Source organism: Pseudomonas pharyngis, assembly GCF_021602345.1.
In the GTDB taxonomy this organism is placed as follows: domain Bacteria; phylum Pseudomonadota; class Gammaproteobacteria; order Pseudomonadales; family Pseudomonadaceae; genus Aquipseudomonas; species Aquipseudomonas pharyngis.
Map to the genome: position 1 here is coordinate 1 of NZ_BQID01000003.1, position 16,585 is coordinate 16,585.

The window sequence follows — 16,585 nt, forward strand, 5'->3', positions numbered from 1 at the left end:
CCACAATCCTCCCGCCCGTCGCGGCAAACGGATGCCCCGCCGCCAGCGAGCTGCCCTTGACGTTCAAGCGGCTGCGATCAATCGAGCCCAGCGGCGCGTCCAGCCCGAGCCGGGTCTTGCAGTAGTCCGGATCCCCCCAGGCCTTCAACGTGCACAACACTTGCGCGGCGAAGGCCTCGTGGATTTCGTAGTAGTCGAAATCCTGCAAGGTCAGTCCATTGCGCGCCAGCAAGCGTGGCACCGCATACACCGGAGCCATCAAAAGTCCTTCGGCACCGTTGACGAAATCCACCGCCGCCGCTTCGCCGTCGCGCAGATACGCGAGGATTGGCAGACCACGTTCCTTCGCCCACTCTTCGCTGCCCAGCAACACCACCGACGCGCCATCGGTCAGCGGCGTCGAGTTGCCGGCAGTCAGAGTGCCTTTGGCGCTTTTCTCGAAAGCCGGTTTCAGGGTCGCGAGTTTTTCCAGGGTCAGGTCCGGGCGCAGGTTGTTGTCGCGGGTCAGGCCGAGGAATGGGGTCATCAGGTCGTTGTGCCAGCCTTCGCTGTAGGACGCCGCGAGTTTGTGGTGACTTTCGAAGGCCAGTTGATCCTGTTCCTCGCGGGGGATGTTCCAGGTCTGCGCCATCAATTCGCAGTGCTCGCCCATCGACAGGCCGGTGCGCGGTTCGCCGTTGCGCGGGAAGTCGGGGATCAGGTGTTTCGGGCGTAATTGCAGAAAGGTCTTGAGCTTGTCGCCGGTGGTCTTGGCGCGGTTGGCTTGCAGGAGGATCTTGCGCAGGCCTTCGCTGACGCTGATCGGCGCATCCGACGTGGTGTCGACACCGCCGGCAATACCGCAATCGATCTGGCCGAGGGCGATCTTGTTCGCCACCAGCAGCGCCGCTTCCAGGCCGGTGCCGCAGGCCTGCTGGATGTCATAGGCCGGGGTGGCCGGCGACAGCCGCGAGCCGAGCACGCATTCGCGGGTCAGGTTCATATCCCGTGACAATTTCAGCACCGCCCCTGCGACCACTTCGCCGATGCGCTGGCCGTGCAGGTTGTAGCGTTCGATCAGGCCTTCGAGAGCGGCGGTGAGCATCACCTGATTGCTGGCGGTGGCGTAGGGCCCGTTGGAGCGGGCGAACGGAATGCGGTTGCCACCAATGATCGCGACGCGGCGCAGCTGACTCATGAAATGCTCCTTGTGAAATATCCGGTCTGAAAATCGAGCGCTGAAAACCCGGTCGGGCCACAAAAGCGCCGAGGGCAAACTACTCTGCTGTTCTAGCGTAGGCCTTATTGCGTGGATCGAACGATTGATTGCCCTTCGCAGTCCACACTTTGAACCCCATCTTCTGGAGAGCGTTCCATGTCTGACCGCTATATCGACTTCGCCAACTCGCCCATCGGCCACCGTCTGGTCGGGGCCCTGGGCCTGCCGTCGCCGGTGCGGCTGGAACGCTGGCAGGCCGGGCGCCTGCGGCCGGTGGACGGTGCGCTGCTGATCGGCGGTGGGCCGCTGGCCGAGCAGGTCAGCGTCTTTGCCAACCGGTTGACCGATGCCATTTATCGCTACGGCGACCAGCCGGCGAGCGCCACCCAATGGATTCCCGGCCATGGCCCGAAACTCAAGGCCGTGGTGTTCGACGCCAGCGATTTGCAGCACACCGACCAGCTCAAGCAACTGCGCGAGTTCTTCCAGCCGTTGATGAAGAACCTCGACAGCAGCGCGCACCTGGTAATCCTCGGCCGCGCCCCGGAAACCCTGCGTGAACCGTTTGCCGCCAGCGCACAGCGAGCGCTTGAAGGCTTCTCGCGCTCGCTGGCCAAGGAACTGCGCAGCGGCGGCACGCTGCAACTGATCTACGTGGGCGAAGGCGCCGAGGATCAGCTCGAAGGGCCGCTGCGGTTTTTCCTCTCGCCGAAAAGCGCGTTCGTCTCCGGGCAGGTGATCCGGCTGACAGCCTGCGCCACCCAGGTCACCGACTGGACGCGCCCGTTGGGCGGACGCAAAGCACTGGTCACCGGTGCGGCGCGCGGCATCGGCGCCTCCATCGCCGAAACTTTGGCCCGTGACGGCGCCGAGGTGATCCTGCTCGACGTGCCGCCCGCGAAAACCGATCTGGAAGCCCTCGCCGCACGCCTCGGCGGGCGCGCCATCACCCTCGACATCTGCGCCGAAGATGCTGCCGCGCAACTGATTGAACAGCTGCCGGACGGCCTCGACATTCTGGTGCACAACGCCGGCATTACCCGCGACAAGACCCTGGCCAACATGACGCCGGAATTCTGGGACGCGGTGTTGGCGGTCAACCTCAACGCACCGCAAGTGCTGACCAAAGCCCTGCTCGACAGCGGCACGTTGCGCGATAACGCGCGGGTGATTCTGCTGGCGTCGATCAGCGGCATCGCCGGCAATCGCGGGCAGACCAACTACGCGGCAAGCAAGGCCGGGCTGATCGGACTGGCCCAGGCCTGGGCGCCGACCCTGCTGGAACGCGGTATCAGCATCAATGCCGTGGCGCCGGGATTCATCGAGACCCAGATGACTGCGCACATTCCGTTCGGCCTGCGTGAAGCCGGGCGGCGCATGAGTTCGCTGGGCCAGGGCGGCCTGCCGCAAGACGTCGCCGAAGCCGTGGCCTGGCTGGCCCAACCGGGCACCGGCGCGTTCACCGGACAAGCGCTGCGGGTGTGCGGCCAAAGCGTTCTGGGAGCCTGACCATGACCATCGAATGGCATACGCTGCACCACGAGCCGAGCCTGCCGGGGCTGTATGCCCGGGCGGCGACCCGACGCAAAATCACCGGCACCACCCTGCCCGCCAGCGGCCTGCGCTGCGCCGTCGAGGTCGATGGCAAACGTCTGGCGGAGTATCGCAAGGTCTGCGGTTTCACCGATGACGGTCTGCTGCCGCCGACCTATCCGCATATCCTGGCGTTCGCCCTGCAGATGCAATTGCTGACGGCCAAGGAGTTTCCGTTCCCGCTGCTGGGGCTGATTCATCTGAGCAACCGCATCCGCGTATTGCGGCCAATGGGCGGGATCAGTCGCGCGCAAGTCAGTGTCCGGGTGCATAACCTGCAACCGCATCCAAAGGGCGCGACCTTCGATCTGCTGACCACCCTCGACGATCAACTCGGCCCGTTGTGGGAAGCCGAAAGCCAAATGCTCTGTCGCGGCGTGAAGCTTGAAGGCGAACCGGTCGAACAGGCCTGGGAGCCGGCGCTGCCGCTGATGCAAGTGGCGCAATGGAAGGCGCCGGCGGACATCGGCCGGCAGTACGCGAAAGTCTCCGGCGACTACAACCCGATCCACCTGAGCGCCGCCAGTGCCAAGCTGTTCGGTTTCCCCACGGCCATCGCCCACGGGTTATGGAACAAGGCCCGCACGCTGGCGGCGCTGGCAGATCATCTGCCCAAGGCCAACCTTGAGGTCACCGTGCACTTTCGCAAACCGGTGCGCCTGCCGAGCGAGGTGAGTCTGTTCGCCAGCGCTGCCGGTTCCAGCGGTGAGTTGCGCCTGATCGGCGCCGGGGATCTGGAGCACATGGTGGGCAACTGGCAGCCGGTAGCCTGACATCGAGGCCGGGAAAACCTGATCAATTGTGTATATATCACTTAAGTTTTCCCGCGCCGCACAAACATCCCTCGCCGAAACCCAGCCTTGATTTTCAAGGCTTTTTTTTGCGCGCCTATATCCTCGGTATTAGTCGTTAGGCGGCACTCGCATCCCCCTGCATAAAGGCGTTAATACCAACTTGAGAATGGCGTGGATCCGCCCTTGCGACTGATATGAGCACAACGGACGAAGGCACTGCCGGCAACAGAATCGGCGGGCCATCGAAAACAACAAACGTTGTGACGGGTGCAAGGAATAACGCTCATGAAAACTCAGATGAAAGCTCAGGCGGCATGGTGCAAATCGGCAACGGCACTGGCCCTCATTCTCTCCCTTGGTCTGGCCGGTTGCAGCAGTGGCGGCGGCGGTCATCACAGCAGTTCCGGCAGTTCTTCCCCCGACAGCTCGACTGCGGGTACTGGCGGCACCGGTGGCACGGGTGGAACCGGAGACACCGCGGGCACTGGCGGCACTGGCGGCACTGGCGGTACCGGTGGCACTGGCGGAACGGGAGGGACAACGGATCCGACCAATCCGACCAATCCCACCAATCCGACGGACCCGACGAACCCGACCAATCCCACGACCCCTTCGCTGGTGACGACCACCCTGGTGCAGGACGTCGGCAATACCGTCAGCGGCGTCGGCGATGGCGTCGGCCAGATCGGCGACTCTCTCAGTGGCGTGCCGGTAGTCGGCGGCGTGGTGCAAAGCGCCGCCAAAACCGCCGGCAACGTGGTGACCACGCTGGGTGACGGCGTAGCCAACGGCATCGGCAAACTGGCGACCACCGACAATGGTCTGGGCGTCACCGCTTCGGCGGTCGGCGGCGTGGTGCAGGATGTGGGCAACGGCGTGTCCGACCTGAGCGGCAAACTGGCCACTGCCACGGGCAGCGTTCCTGTGGTTGGCGGTGTGGTGACCAAGGTCGCCCCAGTGCTCAACGGAGTCGGCGAAAAGGTCACTATGCTCGGCGACACCCTCAGCACCGCCACCACCACCGGCCCGCTCGGCTCGGTGACCAAAGAAGTCGGCAGCAAACTGGTGCCGGTGATTGCCATGGTCGAAAGCACCACGGACAAACTCGGTACGGCTACAGGACTGGGCGCGCCGTTGAACGGTTTGGTCCAGAAGGTCGGCAGCACGGTGGACGGCGTGGGTGACAAGGTCACTGTCGCCGGCAACGGCAACGCTCTGACCAACACCGTCGGCGGCGCCCTGAGCAATGTCGGCACTGCCGTCGGCAAGGCCGGTGGGCTGGTGGACAACGGCACCGGTTCGGGAACAGGCGTCGGTGGCGGCCTGGGCAGCAATGGCTTGCTGCAAACCGTCGGCGGCGCCGTGGTCAACGTCGGCGCCGGCTTGAGCAGCGGCAATGGCACTCTCGCCGCACCCGGTGGCGTGCTGGCGGCGGCCGGTAACACCGTGGCCTCGCTCAACACCGTGCTCGGCGGTTCGGGCTCGCCGATCACCAGCCCGACCACTCCCCTGGCAACCCTGGGCAACAACGTGGGTGCCGGACTTGCGCCAGTCACCACGGCGGTCACCAGCCTGACCCAGAACGTCGGCGCCGCCACCGGGCTCGGCACTCCGGTCGCCGGTCTCACCGGTCAGGCCGGCGGTGCCGTCGGCAATCTCGGCAACACGATTGCCAGCACCAACAGCAACCCTGTAGTGACGGCGGTCGGCAACACCGTCACCACGGTGGGCAATACGGTCACTGCGGTCGGCGGACTGGTCAACGGTGGCACCGCCACCGGGACTGGCGGCGGACTGGGTGGCGCCCTCGGCGGTCTTACCGGCGCCCTGGGCGGCAACAAACGCTGAATTGCACCTGGCCGATTCGACGGCCGAACCTACAGCGCCTACGCTTGGTTGAGGGCGGAAGATTCCCACGAGTCTTCCGCTTTTTTCTTAGGAGAAAACCCGCCCGGTGCTGGGGTTTGAACATGGAGTGTCCTATGCGCGTTATGGCATCCCTGCTGTTTCTCAGTCTCAGTTGCACAACCCTCGCCGACACCCTGCCCAGCTTTCTCAACAGCAACGAAACCATTCGCAACCTGCCGGTGCCGAACCTGCCCGCCGACGCCTATCGGCCGAACGCCGCGCCACTGCAAGTACCGGATCCCGGCGCCACGGCCGCCCAGCCGCTGCTGATGAGTACAAAGATCAACCTCAGGACCGTGCAGATCGAAGGCGGCACGCTCTACCCGTTGAACGAACTGGCAGAAATCTACAAGCCCCTGATCGGTCGCGAGAGCAGCCTTGCCGACCTGATCGAAGCCACCCGCAACATCACCCGTCGCTACCAGCAGGACGGTTATTTGCTGTCCTACGCCTTCCTGCCACAACAGAACTTCGACGACGGCGTGGCGCGCGTCGTGCTGGTGGAAGGCTACGTGCGGGACGTGCAGATCGCGGGCGACGTCGGGCGGGTCAAAGCCCTGCTCGAACGACTGGCGGCCAAGCTTCAGGCTGAGCGCCCTCTCACACGCAAGACGTTCGAGCGCTACACCACACTGATGACCCGCATTCCCGGCGTGACGATCCAGGCCCAGGTGCCGCCACCCGGCACCACCGATGGTGCAACCACGCTGGTAGCCCAGGCCAGCCGCAAACCGTTCACCAGCACCCTGAGCACCACCGAAGACAACCGCAACGGCACTCAGGCCCTGCTCGGTATCAGCAGCAATTCACAAACCTCGATGGGCGAACAACTTAGCCTCAGCGGCCTGTTTCCACCGGGAGATGATCACGAGCGTTACTACCGGCTGGACTACAACCAATTCATCAACGACGAAGGTGCGCAACTGAGCCTGTCGGCCTCACGCTACCGGGCCGATCCCGGCACCAACGTAGTGCTGAACAACGGTCTGGAACTCAAGCCGCACCGTGAAAACGACCGTTACTCGCTCGGTTTCACCCTGCCGCTGATTGCCGCCTCGGATGAACTGCTGACCGCCGGATCGCGTCTGTACGCCGTCAACGACAAGACCCGCTACAACGTGATCGGCTACCCGCTGAGCGCCGAAGAACGCACCGACATCCGCGCCCTCGCCTTCGAAAGCGACTGGCGCAAGGCCGATGCCCGACAACTGCGGATCCTCAGTGGCGGCGTGTACCAGGGCTTCGACAGCCTGGGCGCGCACACCAACAACAGCGCCATCGACCTCGATTTTTTCCGGGTGCGTCTGTCGGGGGTGCAGAGCGACAAGTTCCTCGACAACTGGCAAGGGGTGCTGTCGGCTGCGTTGTACTGGAGTCGCGACACCCTGCCCGACAGCGAGCGCGCGGTGTTCGGCGGGCAGAATTTCGGCCGTGGTTATCCCGATGATCAGGCGTCCGGCGACAAGGGCTGGGGTGTGGCTTACGAAATCAACTACAGCTTCAACCGCGACGGCAACTGGGTGCGCATCCTGCAACCGTACTTCGTGCTCGACCGCTCGCGCAGCTGGTTCAATGAATTGCCGGTGCAGGCCAACAACCTGTCATCGGCGGCGGTCGGCCTGAGATTTGGCGATGCGAAGTACTACAACATCGCCCTGGAAGCCGCCAAGGCGATGTCGGATGAAGCGCTGGACACCTTCAATCGCCGGCCGCGTTACAGCATCAGTTTCAGTTATCAGCTATAGACCGCCGTCGCAGGCAACGCCGGTTGCCTGCGACGAGCTAGTTATTCGTCTCGATCTTGCCCCCGGCATCCGGGTCGTAGAAATCGGGGATTTCATATTTGTACTTCTTCAACCAGCGCTGCATCGCCAGCTCACGCTCGGTGGCCGTGGCCGCCTGCGGATCGGGGGACGCGGCCTTGTTGCGGCTTTGCAGCAACAGCCAGCCTTCGGTTTCCTGCTGCTGGGCCGAGGCCGGGCCGGCGTCGATGGCCAGCGCGCCGAGCGGCAGACTCAACAGGCTCAGGCAACACAGGGTCTTGAACGTGTTCATGGCATCTCCTTGAGGCTCACTTGATCGCCGGTTGCGCATCAATCGCCACCGCGACCTGATTGCCAGCAACGGGTCTGGCTCTGACCGGCGACTTGAGTTTCTCCGCACGCGCCTGGGCATCGCTGAACTGCTCCGGGGTCAGGTGCGCGCGGCTGACCACTTCGGCGGCTTGCTGCCAGTTGTTCTGGTAGAGCAGCAGGGTCACCAGATTCAGCGTCGCCAACTGATTGTTCTGCTTCAGCTCGATGGCGGTCAGGAACTCGAAACGAGCGTCCTCGAGCCGCAGCTGATTGAGGTACACCACGCCCAGATCATTGCGGATGTTTTCATTGGTCGGCGCCAGCCGCGCCGCCCGTTGCAGGTGGGCCTGCGCCTGGCCGTTGTCACCACGGGCGGCGTACAACTGGCCCAGGCCATGTTCGGCGTCGGCGTTCAGGCATGTGCCCAGCAGACTGCGATACAACGGCTCCGCTTCACTGCGTCCCAGCAGGCGATAGACCTTGGCCTTGCGCAGCCGCACCTCGACGAGGTTGTCGGGCAGCCCCTGCAGATTGGCCAGGCTGGCGTGCAGCTTGCCGTCGTTGACCAGATCATCGGCGAGGTTCAGCGACAGCTCCTGTTCGGAGCTCAACTTGCTGCAGCTGGCCGGCGCCAGCATCGTCGTCCACGGTGCCTGACCGTCGGTTGCGCAACCGCCGAGCAGCAACAGGCTAGCCATGACCATCAGTGCTTTCATCAATCGCTCTCCATCGCCATTGTCATTGTCATTGTCAGGACGCAAACGCCCGGGTGATTGCGGTAAAACCGGGGCCCGCCAAAACGATCAGCAAGGCCGGAAAAAGCAGCAGCATCATGACCACCGACATCTTTGCCGACATCTTCGAGATGTATTCCTGCAAGCGTGTCAGGCGTCGGTCATCCAGCAGTTGCTTGAGCGTCAGCAACGATTTCATCGCGCCGCCGCCCTGTTGAATCAGTTGTTGCAGGATCACGCAGGTGTCGGTGAACTCATCCACCGCCAGCATCGCGGCCGCCTTGTTCAACTCTTGTCCGAGTTCCAGGCCCGAGTCGACACGTGCCAGGATCAGACGCAGTTCGCCGGTCAGTTCCGGCAGCAGTTTTTGCCCCTCGCTGCTGAGTACACGCAGGGCCTGCTCGACGGCCATGCCGGACTCGAACAGGATCCGCAGCAGCGGAATGAACGTCGACACTTCCACCGCAATGATTTTCTGCCGACGGGCAGCGGCATACGCCAGTAGACGTTTGGGCAGCAGATAGCCAACGCCGGTGGCGATCATCGGCACCAGCCAGCCGTTGGGTGCGAGGGGGAAAAACACCTCTTTCAGAAACACGCCCAGCCCCAGCGTCAGCAGCGGCGTGCCGATCTGGCAGGCGGCAAACAGCGAGCGCTCGCTGGCCCGGCGCCAACCGAGCCGGCTGAGCAGGGTCTGGGTTTCACTGTCGATGCTCACCGAGCGCTGGCCGAACCGGCTGCTGCCCAGTGCCCGCAGCCAGTTGCCGAAACGGTTCTCGCGCACCAGGTGGCCCTGCAGACGCTGGTTGACCTGACGCACTCGACGCCGCTCGGTCAGCAGGTGGTTGCCGACCAGCAACAACGCCCCGAGCAACAGCATGAGACTGGCCAGCATCAGCATGTCAGACACTCCTCAACATGCGCCACAGCGCCAGGCAACCGGAGACCTGCAATACCACCGCGATAATCAGCATGGTCCGACCGCCCGAGTCGTTCCACATGCCGAGCATGTAGCCGGGATTGGTCAGCATGAAGTAGCTGACCAGAATCACCGGCAGCGATCCGAGTACCCACGCGGTCATCCGGGTTTCGCCGGTCAGCGCACGCAGTTGCCGGGCACCCTGGTCGCGTTCGCGAATCAGTTTGATCAGGTTCTCCAGCAACTCGCTGGCGTTGCCGCCGTAGCGGTGGTTGACCTTCAGGCCCAGGGCGAACATGCGCAGTTCGTCCTGCTCGTAGAGCTCGGCGAAATCGCTGACCGCGTCCGGCAGGTTCACCCCCAGCTGCACGTTGCGCTGCACCCGGCCCATCGCGGCTTTCAGCGGGTCCTCACTGGCCTCGATACCGCCCATCACTGCATCGCTCAGGGTCCGGCCGGACTTGAGACTACGCACGGTGTGGTCGAGCAGTTGCGGCAACTGTTCGATCATCCGATCGAGCCGGCGCCGATACCGCCACGCGATGTACAGCCGCAGAATCAGCGGCGGCGCCAGTATCAGCAGCAACAGGCCAATCCAGTCGGCCAGCAGATAACCCAGCATCATGCCCACGACCCACAACGACAGCCAAAGCCCGAATCGCTCGCTCGGCCGGCCGAGGCCTGCCCGCAGGAACATCCGCTCCAGACCGGTCCACGAGTTTTTTTCGGCCGTTGCTTGCGGTTGTCCGACGGCGAGGCGAGAGAGCACCCGTTCGTTGGCAGTCTTGCGCACCCCCTGCAGGAACAGGCGAATCGACAACCCCAGCAGCAACAGGCAAAGGACAATCAGGATCACCGGTCCGATCATGACGAAGGCTCCATGCGTTCAGCCCAGACTCGACTCGCGCCGCAACTTGTCGCCGGCCGGATTGACCGCTTCACGCAGGAAGCCGAAACCGCTGCGTCGATCCAGACGAAACAGGGTGTTGGTGACATACACGTCTTCGCGCACGCCGACCACTTCCACCACTTCACTGACACAGCGCCGGCCGTCAGGCATGCGAGTCAACTGAATGATCACGTCGAGCGCCGCACAGATCATCTGCCGCAGGGTGCGTTCGGCCACCGTGCGCCCGGTCAGGCCGACCAGGGTTTCCAGGCGCAGCAACGCATCCTGGGCATTGTTGGCGTGGACCGTGCTCATCGAACCGTCGTGACCAGTGTTCATCGCTGTCAGCACGTCGAGCACTTCAACGCCACGGATCTCGCCGAGAATGATCCGGTCCGGACGCATCCGCAGAGCGTTGCGAATCAGGTCGCTGGCCTTGACCTCGCCATGGCCCTCGGCATTCGGCGGGCGGGTTTCCAGACGCACCACGTGAGGGTGGCCGAGTTGCAGTTCGGCAACGTCTTCGATGGTCACCAGCCGTTCGTGGGGGTTGATCAATTGACTGAGGATGTTCAGCAGCGTGGTCTTGCCGGTGCCCGTGCCGCCGCTGATCAGGATGTTGCAGCGCTTGCCTACGGCCTCCTGGAAACACTCGAAAATCGGCAGGTCGATGGTCTGCATCGCAATCAGGTCGCTGCTCTTGAGCATGTCCTTGCGGAATTTTCGAATCGACAGGCACGGGCCGTCGAGGGCGATCGGCGGGATGATCGCGTTGACGCGGCTGCCGTCGGGCAGGCGCGCATCGACCATCGGCGAAGACTCGTCCAGCCGCCGACCGAGCGGCGCGAGAATGCGCTGCATGACCCGTTCGACGTGGTGCGCATCGATAAAGCGCAGGTCACTCTGATGCAGTACCCCGTCACGCTCGACGAACACCCGATGCGGGCCGTTGACCAGGATTTCGGTGACGGCGCTGTCGCGCAGCAAGACTTCCAGCGGACCGAAGCCGGTCAGCTCATCGACGATTTCTTCCCCCAGCCGCTCCATCTCGTAACGGGAAATCGCCAGGTGCAGACGGGCGATGTATTCGGCGACCTTGTCGGTCACAAATTGCGCCAGCAACTGCCGCGAGCCTTCCAGCAGGTTTTTCCCGGACTCCTCGAGGGCATCGATGATGTAGCGATGCAGCACCAGTTTCAGGCCTTCGTGGTCGGTGTTGCCCGACTGGCCCCGCGCCGGTGCACCGAAAAGTTTTTCCGGGCTCATGAGGTGCCTCGCAACCGGTCGAACCAGGTGACCCTGGGTTTGGCCAGACCTTCGGAGCGCTTGGCCAGCCGTTCGCCGAGTACCCGCAGGCTCTGGGTGAGTTTTTCCCTGGGCGCCAGTTCAAACAGGCTGACGCCCTGGTTCTTGGCGTTCATGCGCAGCTCCGGACTCAAGGCCAGTACCGCGATCACTTCCAGGTTGAAAGTCTTGCCGAGGGTGTCCGCATCCGGCGCAACGTTGCTCAGATAGCGGTCGACCAGCAGCCGCCCGTGATCGAGCTTCATGCCTTTTTCCCGCCACAGATTGAACACCGCCAGATTGCGCCGGCAATCGAGCACGCTCTGGTCGGTGTACCAGATCAGCTTGTCGCAATGGCTGACAAAGGTCCGCAGGGCTTCGCTGTCAGGCTGGCCGGTGAGGTTCACGACGATGTGCTGGAAGTGCTGGCGCAAGGCGCTGAGCAACATGAACAGCTCGGCGGCGCTGGTGCTTTCCAGTGGTTCGTCATTGTCGGCGTACGCCAGAATCCGCAGCCCCGCTTCGGCGCTGGTGAACGCGCTGTCGATCAACGTGGCGTCGAGCCTGCGCAGGTGGCGCAAGGCATCGCCGAAGTGAAACGAACTCTCCAGCCCCAGCAACGCCAGGCTGTCGCCACGGGGCAGCCCGAGGTCCAGCAGCAGCGTCTGCTGCCCGCTCTTTTGCACCACCAGTGCCATATGGTTGGCCAGCAGCGCACCGTCGGAACTGCTCTGTACGCCGTACAACACCGTCAGGCCACCCAGTTGCGCGTTGTGGGTCACCGGCGGCAGGCGTTTGCTCAAGCGGCGCACCAGCCCGGCCACTTCGCTGGAGCGCGAACCATAGGCGACGAAATCCCGTGCCCCGGCGCGCATCGCATTGAGTACAAGCTGGTTGTCCATGCCGTCGCCAAGGGCAACGATCGCCAGCATCGGCTTGGCCTCCAGCGCGCCTTCGATCAGCGCGCTCTGGGCCACCACGTGTTCCCGGTCGAGGCCGACGAACACCAGGCTGGCGAAGGTGACGTCCACCAGCGCGAGCAATTCGTCGAGGCTGCCGCCACCGGCACTGACCACCTGGCCCAACGGCGCAAGCGCGCTTTGCAGCCACTCCAGATCGGTGTTGTTGCGGGTGATGGCGAGGAAGGTCTGACTCAGGCTCTGGCTCATTGGGACAACCCGCTGCGCTTGTCGAAGTTACCGTTTTCCAGGAAAAACATGCGGTAGAAATTCGGGTCGTAGTTGCGCAGTTTTTCACCCGGCAGCGACGGCAGCTGCGCCTCCGCCGAGAGCGGGCGCACCAGGTGCGGGGTGACGATCATCAGCAGCTCACGCTCTTCGCGCTTGATCTGCGAGCTCTTGAAAAAAGCCCCGAGCACCGGGATATCGCCCAGCCCGGGAAACTTGTCGACCTGGGAACTGTTGCTGGTACTGATCAAACCGCTGATGACAAAACTCTCACCATCGGCGAGGGAAATGCTGGTGTCGGTGCGGCGGATAGTCAGGGCCGGCACGGTGGTGCCGGCGATGTTCACCGCGTTGCTGAAATCCAGTTCGCTGACTTCCGGCGCCACTTTCAAGGCGATGCGATCGTGGCTGATGATGGTGGGCGTCAGGGTCAGGCGGATGCCGAATTCCTTGTATTCGATCGACACGTTATCGCTGCCGGAACTGGGCACCGGAACCGGAATCTGCCCGCCCGCGAGGAAGCTGGCGCTCTGCCCGTTGAGGGCCACCAGACTTGGCCGCGCCAGGGTATAAGCGAAGCCGCTGCCCTCAAGGGCATTGATGATCGCCATGGTCTTGCCGCCGATCCACGAGAAGTTGAACAGCGAGTTGTCCACGGGCAGTCGCGGTTGCGGGACACCGTCGATGGGCGGCAAGGTTCCAGGTGAGCCAAAGAGGAAATTGCCACGGGTGCCGATCAGTGAAGCGGAGGCCTGTTTGAGTTTGGTGCGGCTGACTTCGACAAAACGAATGTCAGTCTGTACCTGCGAGGGCAACAGCGCATCATCCGACGGCAGCGCACCGGTGTTGGTGAGGGCCGAGGTGGCGGCGCCCTTGACGAACACCATGCTCTGGCGGGGCTCGCTGGAGCAGCCGGTCCAGACCATCAGACTGGTAGCGCCCGGCGCCACGGCGGTAAGCAGAAACGATGAGTTGCCATTGGCATGCACGTCGGCGATTTTCGGATCGCCGATGGCCAGGCGCGTGATCGCCACCGGTGATTGCATGTCCTGCTGCCAGCCTTCGTTGATTTCGATCACTGGCGGTAAGCGCCCGAGGGCCGCGCAGTTGCCGGTGGCCGCCTGCGCGGCATTGATTGACAGTCCCATCAGCAGCAAGGCCCGGAGCACGGGATTGAAGGTCGGCCAGGAACGACTCTGCATGCACTTGGATCCTTGCTCAGTCATGGGTTTTGTGGGTTGGTCTGATTGCCGCGAATCACTTCCACCGCGGGCCGTATCGCACCGCTGTGGTCGCTGCCGGGCGCGGTTTTCGGCGCGGTCCCCAGCGCCAACTGAGTGAACTGGAAGAGTTGGCTGTTGGCGGCGACCAGTTTGTCCGGCGCCTGACGTTCGCCGGCCCAATAGCTGGCCAGGCGCTGTTCTTCGCTGCTGCGCACGGCCAGGCGCAACGTCCCGACCTGGGTGGCGAGCATCATTCGACTCAACAATTGCTCAGGCACCGCCAGCACCACGGTGCGCGCGGTGAGCCGGCGCTGGTCCTGTTTGATCTTGTCGTCGGCACTCATTGCAGGAGCGGACGGCTGGCCGTCGTTGGTCAGGCCGTATTGTTCGCCGACGCCGAGCACACGCATGGCCGGCACCACAATCTGTGCCGACTGTTGCGGGTTGCTGGCGTCCTGGCGCAGGAACAACAGCACGTCGACGTAATCCCCGGGGATCAACTGCCCGGCCGCGCCGATCACTTCATCGACCGACACCGCCAGCGCGCGCTCGTCACTGTGGATCATGCGCGCCAGTGTGCCGCCGGCCTCGAAGCTTTCTTCGTTGAGCCAGGTGCCGGCGCTCAGGTGTCGCCACGGTGTGCGGCCCACGGCCTGTTCGAGGGTACCGAGGCTGCCAGCGGGGGCGCTGAGCAGTTTTTCAACGGCCAGGTCGGCGGCAGTAAGGGGAGTGAAGGGCGGGACGTCACGCACCAGCACCACGACCGGCTGGCGGGTCTGGTCTTCGGCGGCAGCGACGGTTTTTTCGACGGTGACCACCGCAGGCGCGGGAGCCTCGGCAACCGGAGCGGGCTGCCGGCTGAGCACCAGGCCCCAATATCCGACAACGATGGCCCCCAGTAAAAGCACTGCTGCAAGGCCCATGGTCACACGACTGTTCATGACGGCTCTCCCTTTCCTGCTGCACTACCAGCCCGCACTACCTACCAAGGGACATCGCAATCAGGCAGCTATGAACATCCAACTATTTCGCTATTTCCACGCTAGCTGAAACAAGACAAAACGCCATTACTGACAGACAAATAACCCACGAAAGTATGGGTGTTGGCCCAATCAGCAGTCGAAATTCCGGGCGTGACGAAGCGACTAATCCTTTATGACTAATCCGTTCTTACAGTTGTTGGGTGGGGCTTTGTTGACAATGCTCAAATGGCACGGCGAACGCTTTGCCGCTGCTGTGACATCGGCGCCAGGTGCGCAAAGGAGTGGGCATATGTTTCGAATGATCGTTGATTATTTAATGGCCAGAGCTTTGCTGCTCTACAAACATGAGGACGGGGCTTCGGCAATTGAATACGCCATCGTCGTGGCCATGGTCGCCGTGGTGGTGGTCGTTTTCGTCACTCCGCTGGGTGATCGTATGCTGGCGATCTTCAACAACGTTCTGGTGTCACTGGGCGGCACGACGCAAACCCGGCCAACGCCATAATCCACAGCACGGTTGCGCCAGCACCTTGCTGATGTCGGGCTACACTCGATCTACCATTCAGCTTTCAGGTACTGCCCATGAACGTGTCTTCTTCCCCACGCCAACAGTTGCTTCTGGTTGACGACGAAGAGGACGCGTTGCTGGAGCTGGCGGAGTTGCTGGAAGGCGAAGGCTTCGTCTGTCATACCGCCACCTCGGTCAAACTCGCCCTGCATCACCTGACCCGCCATCCCGATATCGCTCTGGTAATCACCGATCTGCGCATGCCGGAGGAAAGCGGCATGTCGCTGATCAAGCGTCTGCGCGAACACACCTCGCGCCAGCATCTGCCGGTGATCGTGACGTCGGGGCATGCAGACATGGAGGACGTGAGCGACATGCTGCGGTTGCAGGTGCTGGACCTGTTCCGCAAGCCGATCTATCACGTGCGGCTGCTGGAGACCCTGGACAATCTGTTTCCCAAACCGAAAGTGAATGCCGGGTAAATGGGTTACCCGGCAGTCTGTCTCAGTGTGCGGTTACCCGCTGGCGCAAACCGGAATTGCCCGGCGATAACGCCAGCGCCAACTGCGTGCGGTTGTGCATGTGGGTCAGGCGCAACACCTGCGAAACGTAAAGTTTTACGGTGTTTTCGGTGATGCCCAGCTCACAGGCAATCTGATAGTTGGTCTGCCCCTTGCCCACCAGGCGCGCCACGTCCAGTTGCCGTGGCGACAGCTGATTGAAGATCGCCGGGATTTCCAGCTCACCGGCCTCACGGTGCGCCTCATCACTGACGGGCGCCGGCGTGCGACGCACCTTGTCCAGATCCTGATAAAGATCATCGATGGACGACGACAGGTCCTGAAGTTTTTGATTCAGATGGCCCAGTTGCAGGGTTTTCTGCCGCTCCTGCAGCACCGCTTCCTGGCGTTGCAGGCCTTCGAGCAATTCATCCAGATTGACCGGTTTCTGGTAGTAGTCGGCAATCCCGGCGCGCAAGGCCTTGATCACGTCCTGCTTGTCAGCGCGGCCGGTGAGCATGATGGCTTCGAACGCCCGGTGTTTGCCGGCCAGCCGTTGCAGTTCCTGCACCAGTTGAATGCCGTCCATGTCCGGCATGTGCAGATCGCACAGCACCAGGCCGATCGCGGTGTCGTCCGAAAAACGCTCGATCGCCTCTTTGCTGGACTGGCACGGCACACAGCGGTAGCCGCTGCTCTCAAGAAATTCACAGAGTTCTTCGACGATCAGAGGCTGATCATCGACAACGATGACTTTTACCGCAGATGTAAGCTTGTTCACGTGCCACTC

Annotated in this window: 16 protein-coding genes; 6 read left to right on the top strand and 10 right to left on the bottom strand. The window is 62.9% G+C overall.

Going from position 1 to position 16,585, the window contains the following annotated elements:
- Positions 1 to 1,177: acetyl-CoA C-acetyltransferase (locus L6D74_RS06935; protein ID WP_236188434.1), on the bottom strand; the 1,177-nt coding region annotated here is incomplete at its 3' end.
- A 177-nt stretch (positions 1,178 to 1,354) separates the two neighbouring features.
- On the opposite strand from L6D74_RS06935, the gene L6D74_RS06940 reads away from it, so the two are divergent.
- From L6D74_RS06940 to L6D74_RS06955, 4 genes are all read left to right on the top strand, one after another.
- The gene (locus L6D74_RS06940; RefSeq protein WP_236188435.1) at positions 1,355 to 2,707 is read left to right on the top strand and encodes a 3-oxoacyl-ACP reductase; all 1,353 of its coding nucleotides are present in this window, start codon (positions 1,355 to 1,357) and stop codon (positions 2,705 to 2,707) included.
- A 2-nt stretch (positions 2,708 to 2,709) separates the two neighbouring features.
- Positions 2,710 to 3,564: a MaoC family dehydratase gene (locus L6D74_RS06945; protein ID WP_236188437.1), complete on the top strand. Its 855-nt coding sequence runs from the start codon at positions 2,710 to 2,712 to the stop codon at positions 3,562 to 3,564.
- A gap of 306 nt (positions 3,565 to 3,870) precedes the next feature.
- Positions 3,871 to 5,433, top strand: coding sequence for a collagen-like triple helix repeat-containing protein (locus tag L6D74_RS06950; RefSeq protein ID WP_236188440.1), 1,563 nt, complete (start codon positions 3,871 to 3,873; stop codon positions 5,431 to 5,433).
- 134 nt (positions 5,434 to 5,567) lie between these two features.
- Entirely contained in the window at positions 5,568 to 7,238 is a 1,671-nt protein-coding gene (locus L6D74_RS06955) for a ShlB/FhaC/HecB family hemolysin secretion/activation protein (protein ID WP_236188442.1), read from the top strand.
- Between the two features lie 37 nt (positions 7,239 to 7,275).
- Here L6D74_RS06955 and L6D74_RS06960 read toward each other — a convergent pair whose 3' ends face one another.
- Genes L6D74_RS06960 through cpaB form a run of 8 tightly spaced genes read right to left on the bottom strand, consistent with a single transcriptional unit; the run spans position 7,276 to position 14,745 of the window.
- Positions 7,276 to 7,548: a DUF3613 domain-containing protein gene (locus L6D74_RS06960; protein ID WP_039772498.1), complete on the bottom strand. Its 273-nt coding sequence runs from the start codon at positions 7,546 to 7,548 to the stop codon at positions 7,276 to 7,278.
- A gap of 16 nt (positions 7,549 to 7,564) precedes the next feature.
- Positions 7,565 to 8,284, bottom strand: a complete 720-nt coding sequence (locus tag L6D74_RS06965) for a tetratricopeptide repeat protein (protein WP_064593262.1) — start codon at positions 8,282 to 8,284, stop codon at positions 7,565 to 7,567.
- Positions 8,285 to 8,318: 34 nt separating this feature from the next.
- Positions 8,319 to 9,203, bottom strand: a complete 885-nt coding sequence (locus L6D74_RS06970) for a type II secretion system F family protein (protein WP_039772493.1) — start codon at positions 9,201 to 9,203, stop codon at positions 8,319 to 8,321.
- Between the two features lies 1 nt (position 9,204).
- Positions 9,205 to 10,089, bottom strand: a complete 885-nt coding sequence (locus L6D74_RS06975) for a type II secretion system F family protein (protein ID WP_236188444.1) — start codon at positions 10,087 to 10,089, stop codon at positions 9,205 to 9,207.
- An 18-nt stretch (positions 10,090 to 10,107) separates the two neighbouring features.
- Complete coding sequence (locus L6D74_RS06980; RefSeq protein ID WP_236188446.1) at positions 10,108 to 11,376, bottom strand: TadA family conjugal transfer-associated ATPase; 1,269 nt, start codon at positions 11,374 to 11,376, stop codon at positions 10,108 to 10,110.
- Complete coding sequence (locus L6D74_RS06985) at positions 11,373 to 12,563, bottom strand: CpaE/TadZ family protein (RefSeq protein WP_085648132.1); 1,191 nt, start codon at positions 12,561 to 12,563, stop codon at positions 11,373 to 11,375. Before L6D74_RS06985 ends, L6D74_RS06980 begins: the two co-directional genes overlap by 4 nt.
- Positions 12,560 to 13,783 (bottom strand): type II and III secretion system protein family protein, encoded by a 1,224-nt coding sequence (locus L6D74_RS06990; protein WP_085648131.1) that lies wholly within the window; start codon positions 13,781 to 13,783, stop codon positions 12,560 to 12,562. The genes L6D74_RS06985 and L6D74_RS06990 overlap by 4 nt, the downstream gene beginning before the upstream one ends.
- A gap of 20 nt (positions 13,784 to 13,803) precedes the next feature.
- Positions 13,804 to 14,745, bottom strand: a complete 942-nt coding sequence (cpaB, locus tag L6D74_RS06995; RefSeq protein ID WP_236188451.1) for a Flp pilus assembly protein CpaB — start codon at positions 14,743 to 14,745, stop codon at positions 13,804 to 13,806.
- Positions 14,746 to 15,085: 340 nt separating this feature from the next.
- Between cpaB and L6D74_RS07000 the strand changes: the two genes are divergently transcribed.
- On the top strand, positions 15,086 to 15,292 hold the full coding sequence (locus L6D74_RS07000; protein WP_039772511.1) for a Flp family type IVb pilin: 207 nt from the start codon (positions 15,086 to 15,088) through the stop codon (positions 15,290 to 15,292).
- A gap of 77 nt (positions 15,293 to 15,369) precedes the next feature.
- A complete protein-coding gene (locus tag L6D74_RS07005; protein WP_007958451.1) occupies positions 15,370 to 15,777 on the top strand; it encodes a response regulator in 408 nt (135 codons plus the stop codon).
- A gap of 22 nt (positions 15,778 to 15,799) precedes the next feature.
- Here L6D74_RS07005 and L6D74_RS07010 read toward each other — a convergent pair whose 3' ends face one another.
- Complete coding sequence (locus L6D74_RS07010; protein WP_276574945.1) at positions 15,800 to 16,576, bottom strand: response regulator transcription factor; 777 nt, start codon at positions 16,574 to 16,576, stop codon at positions 15,800 to 15,802.
- Positions 16,577 to 16,585: the final 9 nt, after the last annotated feature.

Bases quoted from the DNA above. Each gene is read 5' to 3' on its own strand.
- L6D74_RS06940 (WP_236188435.1), top strand. From the start codon at position 1,355: ATGTCTGACCGCTATATCGACTTCGCCAACTCGCCCATCGGCCACCGT.
- L6D74_RS06945 (WP_236188437.1), top strand. From the start codon at position 2,710: ATGACCATCGAATGGCATACGCTGCACCACGAGCCGAGCCTGCCGGGG.
- L6D74_RS06950 (WP_236188440.1), top strand. From the start codon at position 3,871: ATGAAAACTCAGATGAAAGCTCAGGCGGCATGGTGCAAATCGGCAACG.
- L6D74_RS06955 (WP_236188442.1), top strand. From the start codon at position 5,568: ATGCGCGTTATGGCATCCCTGCTGTTTCTCAGTCTCAGTTGCACAACC.
- L6D74_RS06960 (WP_039772498.1), bottom strand. From the start codon at position 7,548: ATGAACACGTTCAAGACCCTGTGTTGCCTGAGCCTGTTGAGTCTGCCG.
- L6D74_RS06965 (WP_064593262.1), bottom strand. From the start codon at position 8,284: ATGAAAGCACTGATGGTCATGGCTAGCCTGTTGCTGCTCGGCGGTTGC.
- L6D74_RS06970 (WP_039772493.1), bottom strand. From the start codon at position 9,203: ATGCTGATGCTGGCCAGTCTCATGCTGTTGCTCGGGGCGTTGTTGCTG.
- L6D74_RS06975 (WP_236188444.1), bottom strand. From the start codon at position 10,089: ATGATCGGACCGGTGATCCTGATTGTCCTTTGCCTGTTGCTGCTGGGG.
- L6D74_RS06980 (WP_236188446.1), bottom strand. From the start codon at position 11,376: ATGAGCCCGGAAAAACTTTTCGGTGCACCGGCGCGGGGCCAGTCGGGC.
- L6D74_RS06985 (WP_085648132.1), bottom strand. From the start codon at position 12,563: ATGAGCCAGAGCCTGAGTCAGACCTTCCTCGCCATCACCCGCAACAAC.
- L6D74_RS06990 (WP_085648131.1), bottom strand. From the start codon at position 13,783: ATGCAGAGTCGTTCCTGGCCGACCTTCAATCCCGTGCTCCGGGCCTTG.
- cpaB (WP_236188451.1), bottom strand. From the start codon at position 14,745: ATGAACAGTCGTGTGACCATGGGCCTTGCAGCAGTGCTTTTACTGGGG.
- L6D74_RS07000 (WP_039772511.1), top strand. From the start codon at position 15,086: ATGATCGTTGATTATTTAATGGCCAGAGCTTTGCTGCTCTACAAACAT.
- L6D74_RS07005 (WP_007958451.1), top strand. From the start codon at position 15,370: ATGAACGTGTCTTCTTCCCCACGCCAACAGTTGCTTCTGGTTGACGAC.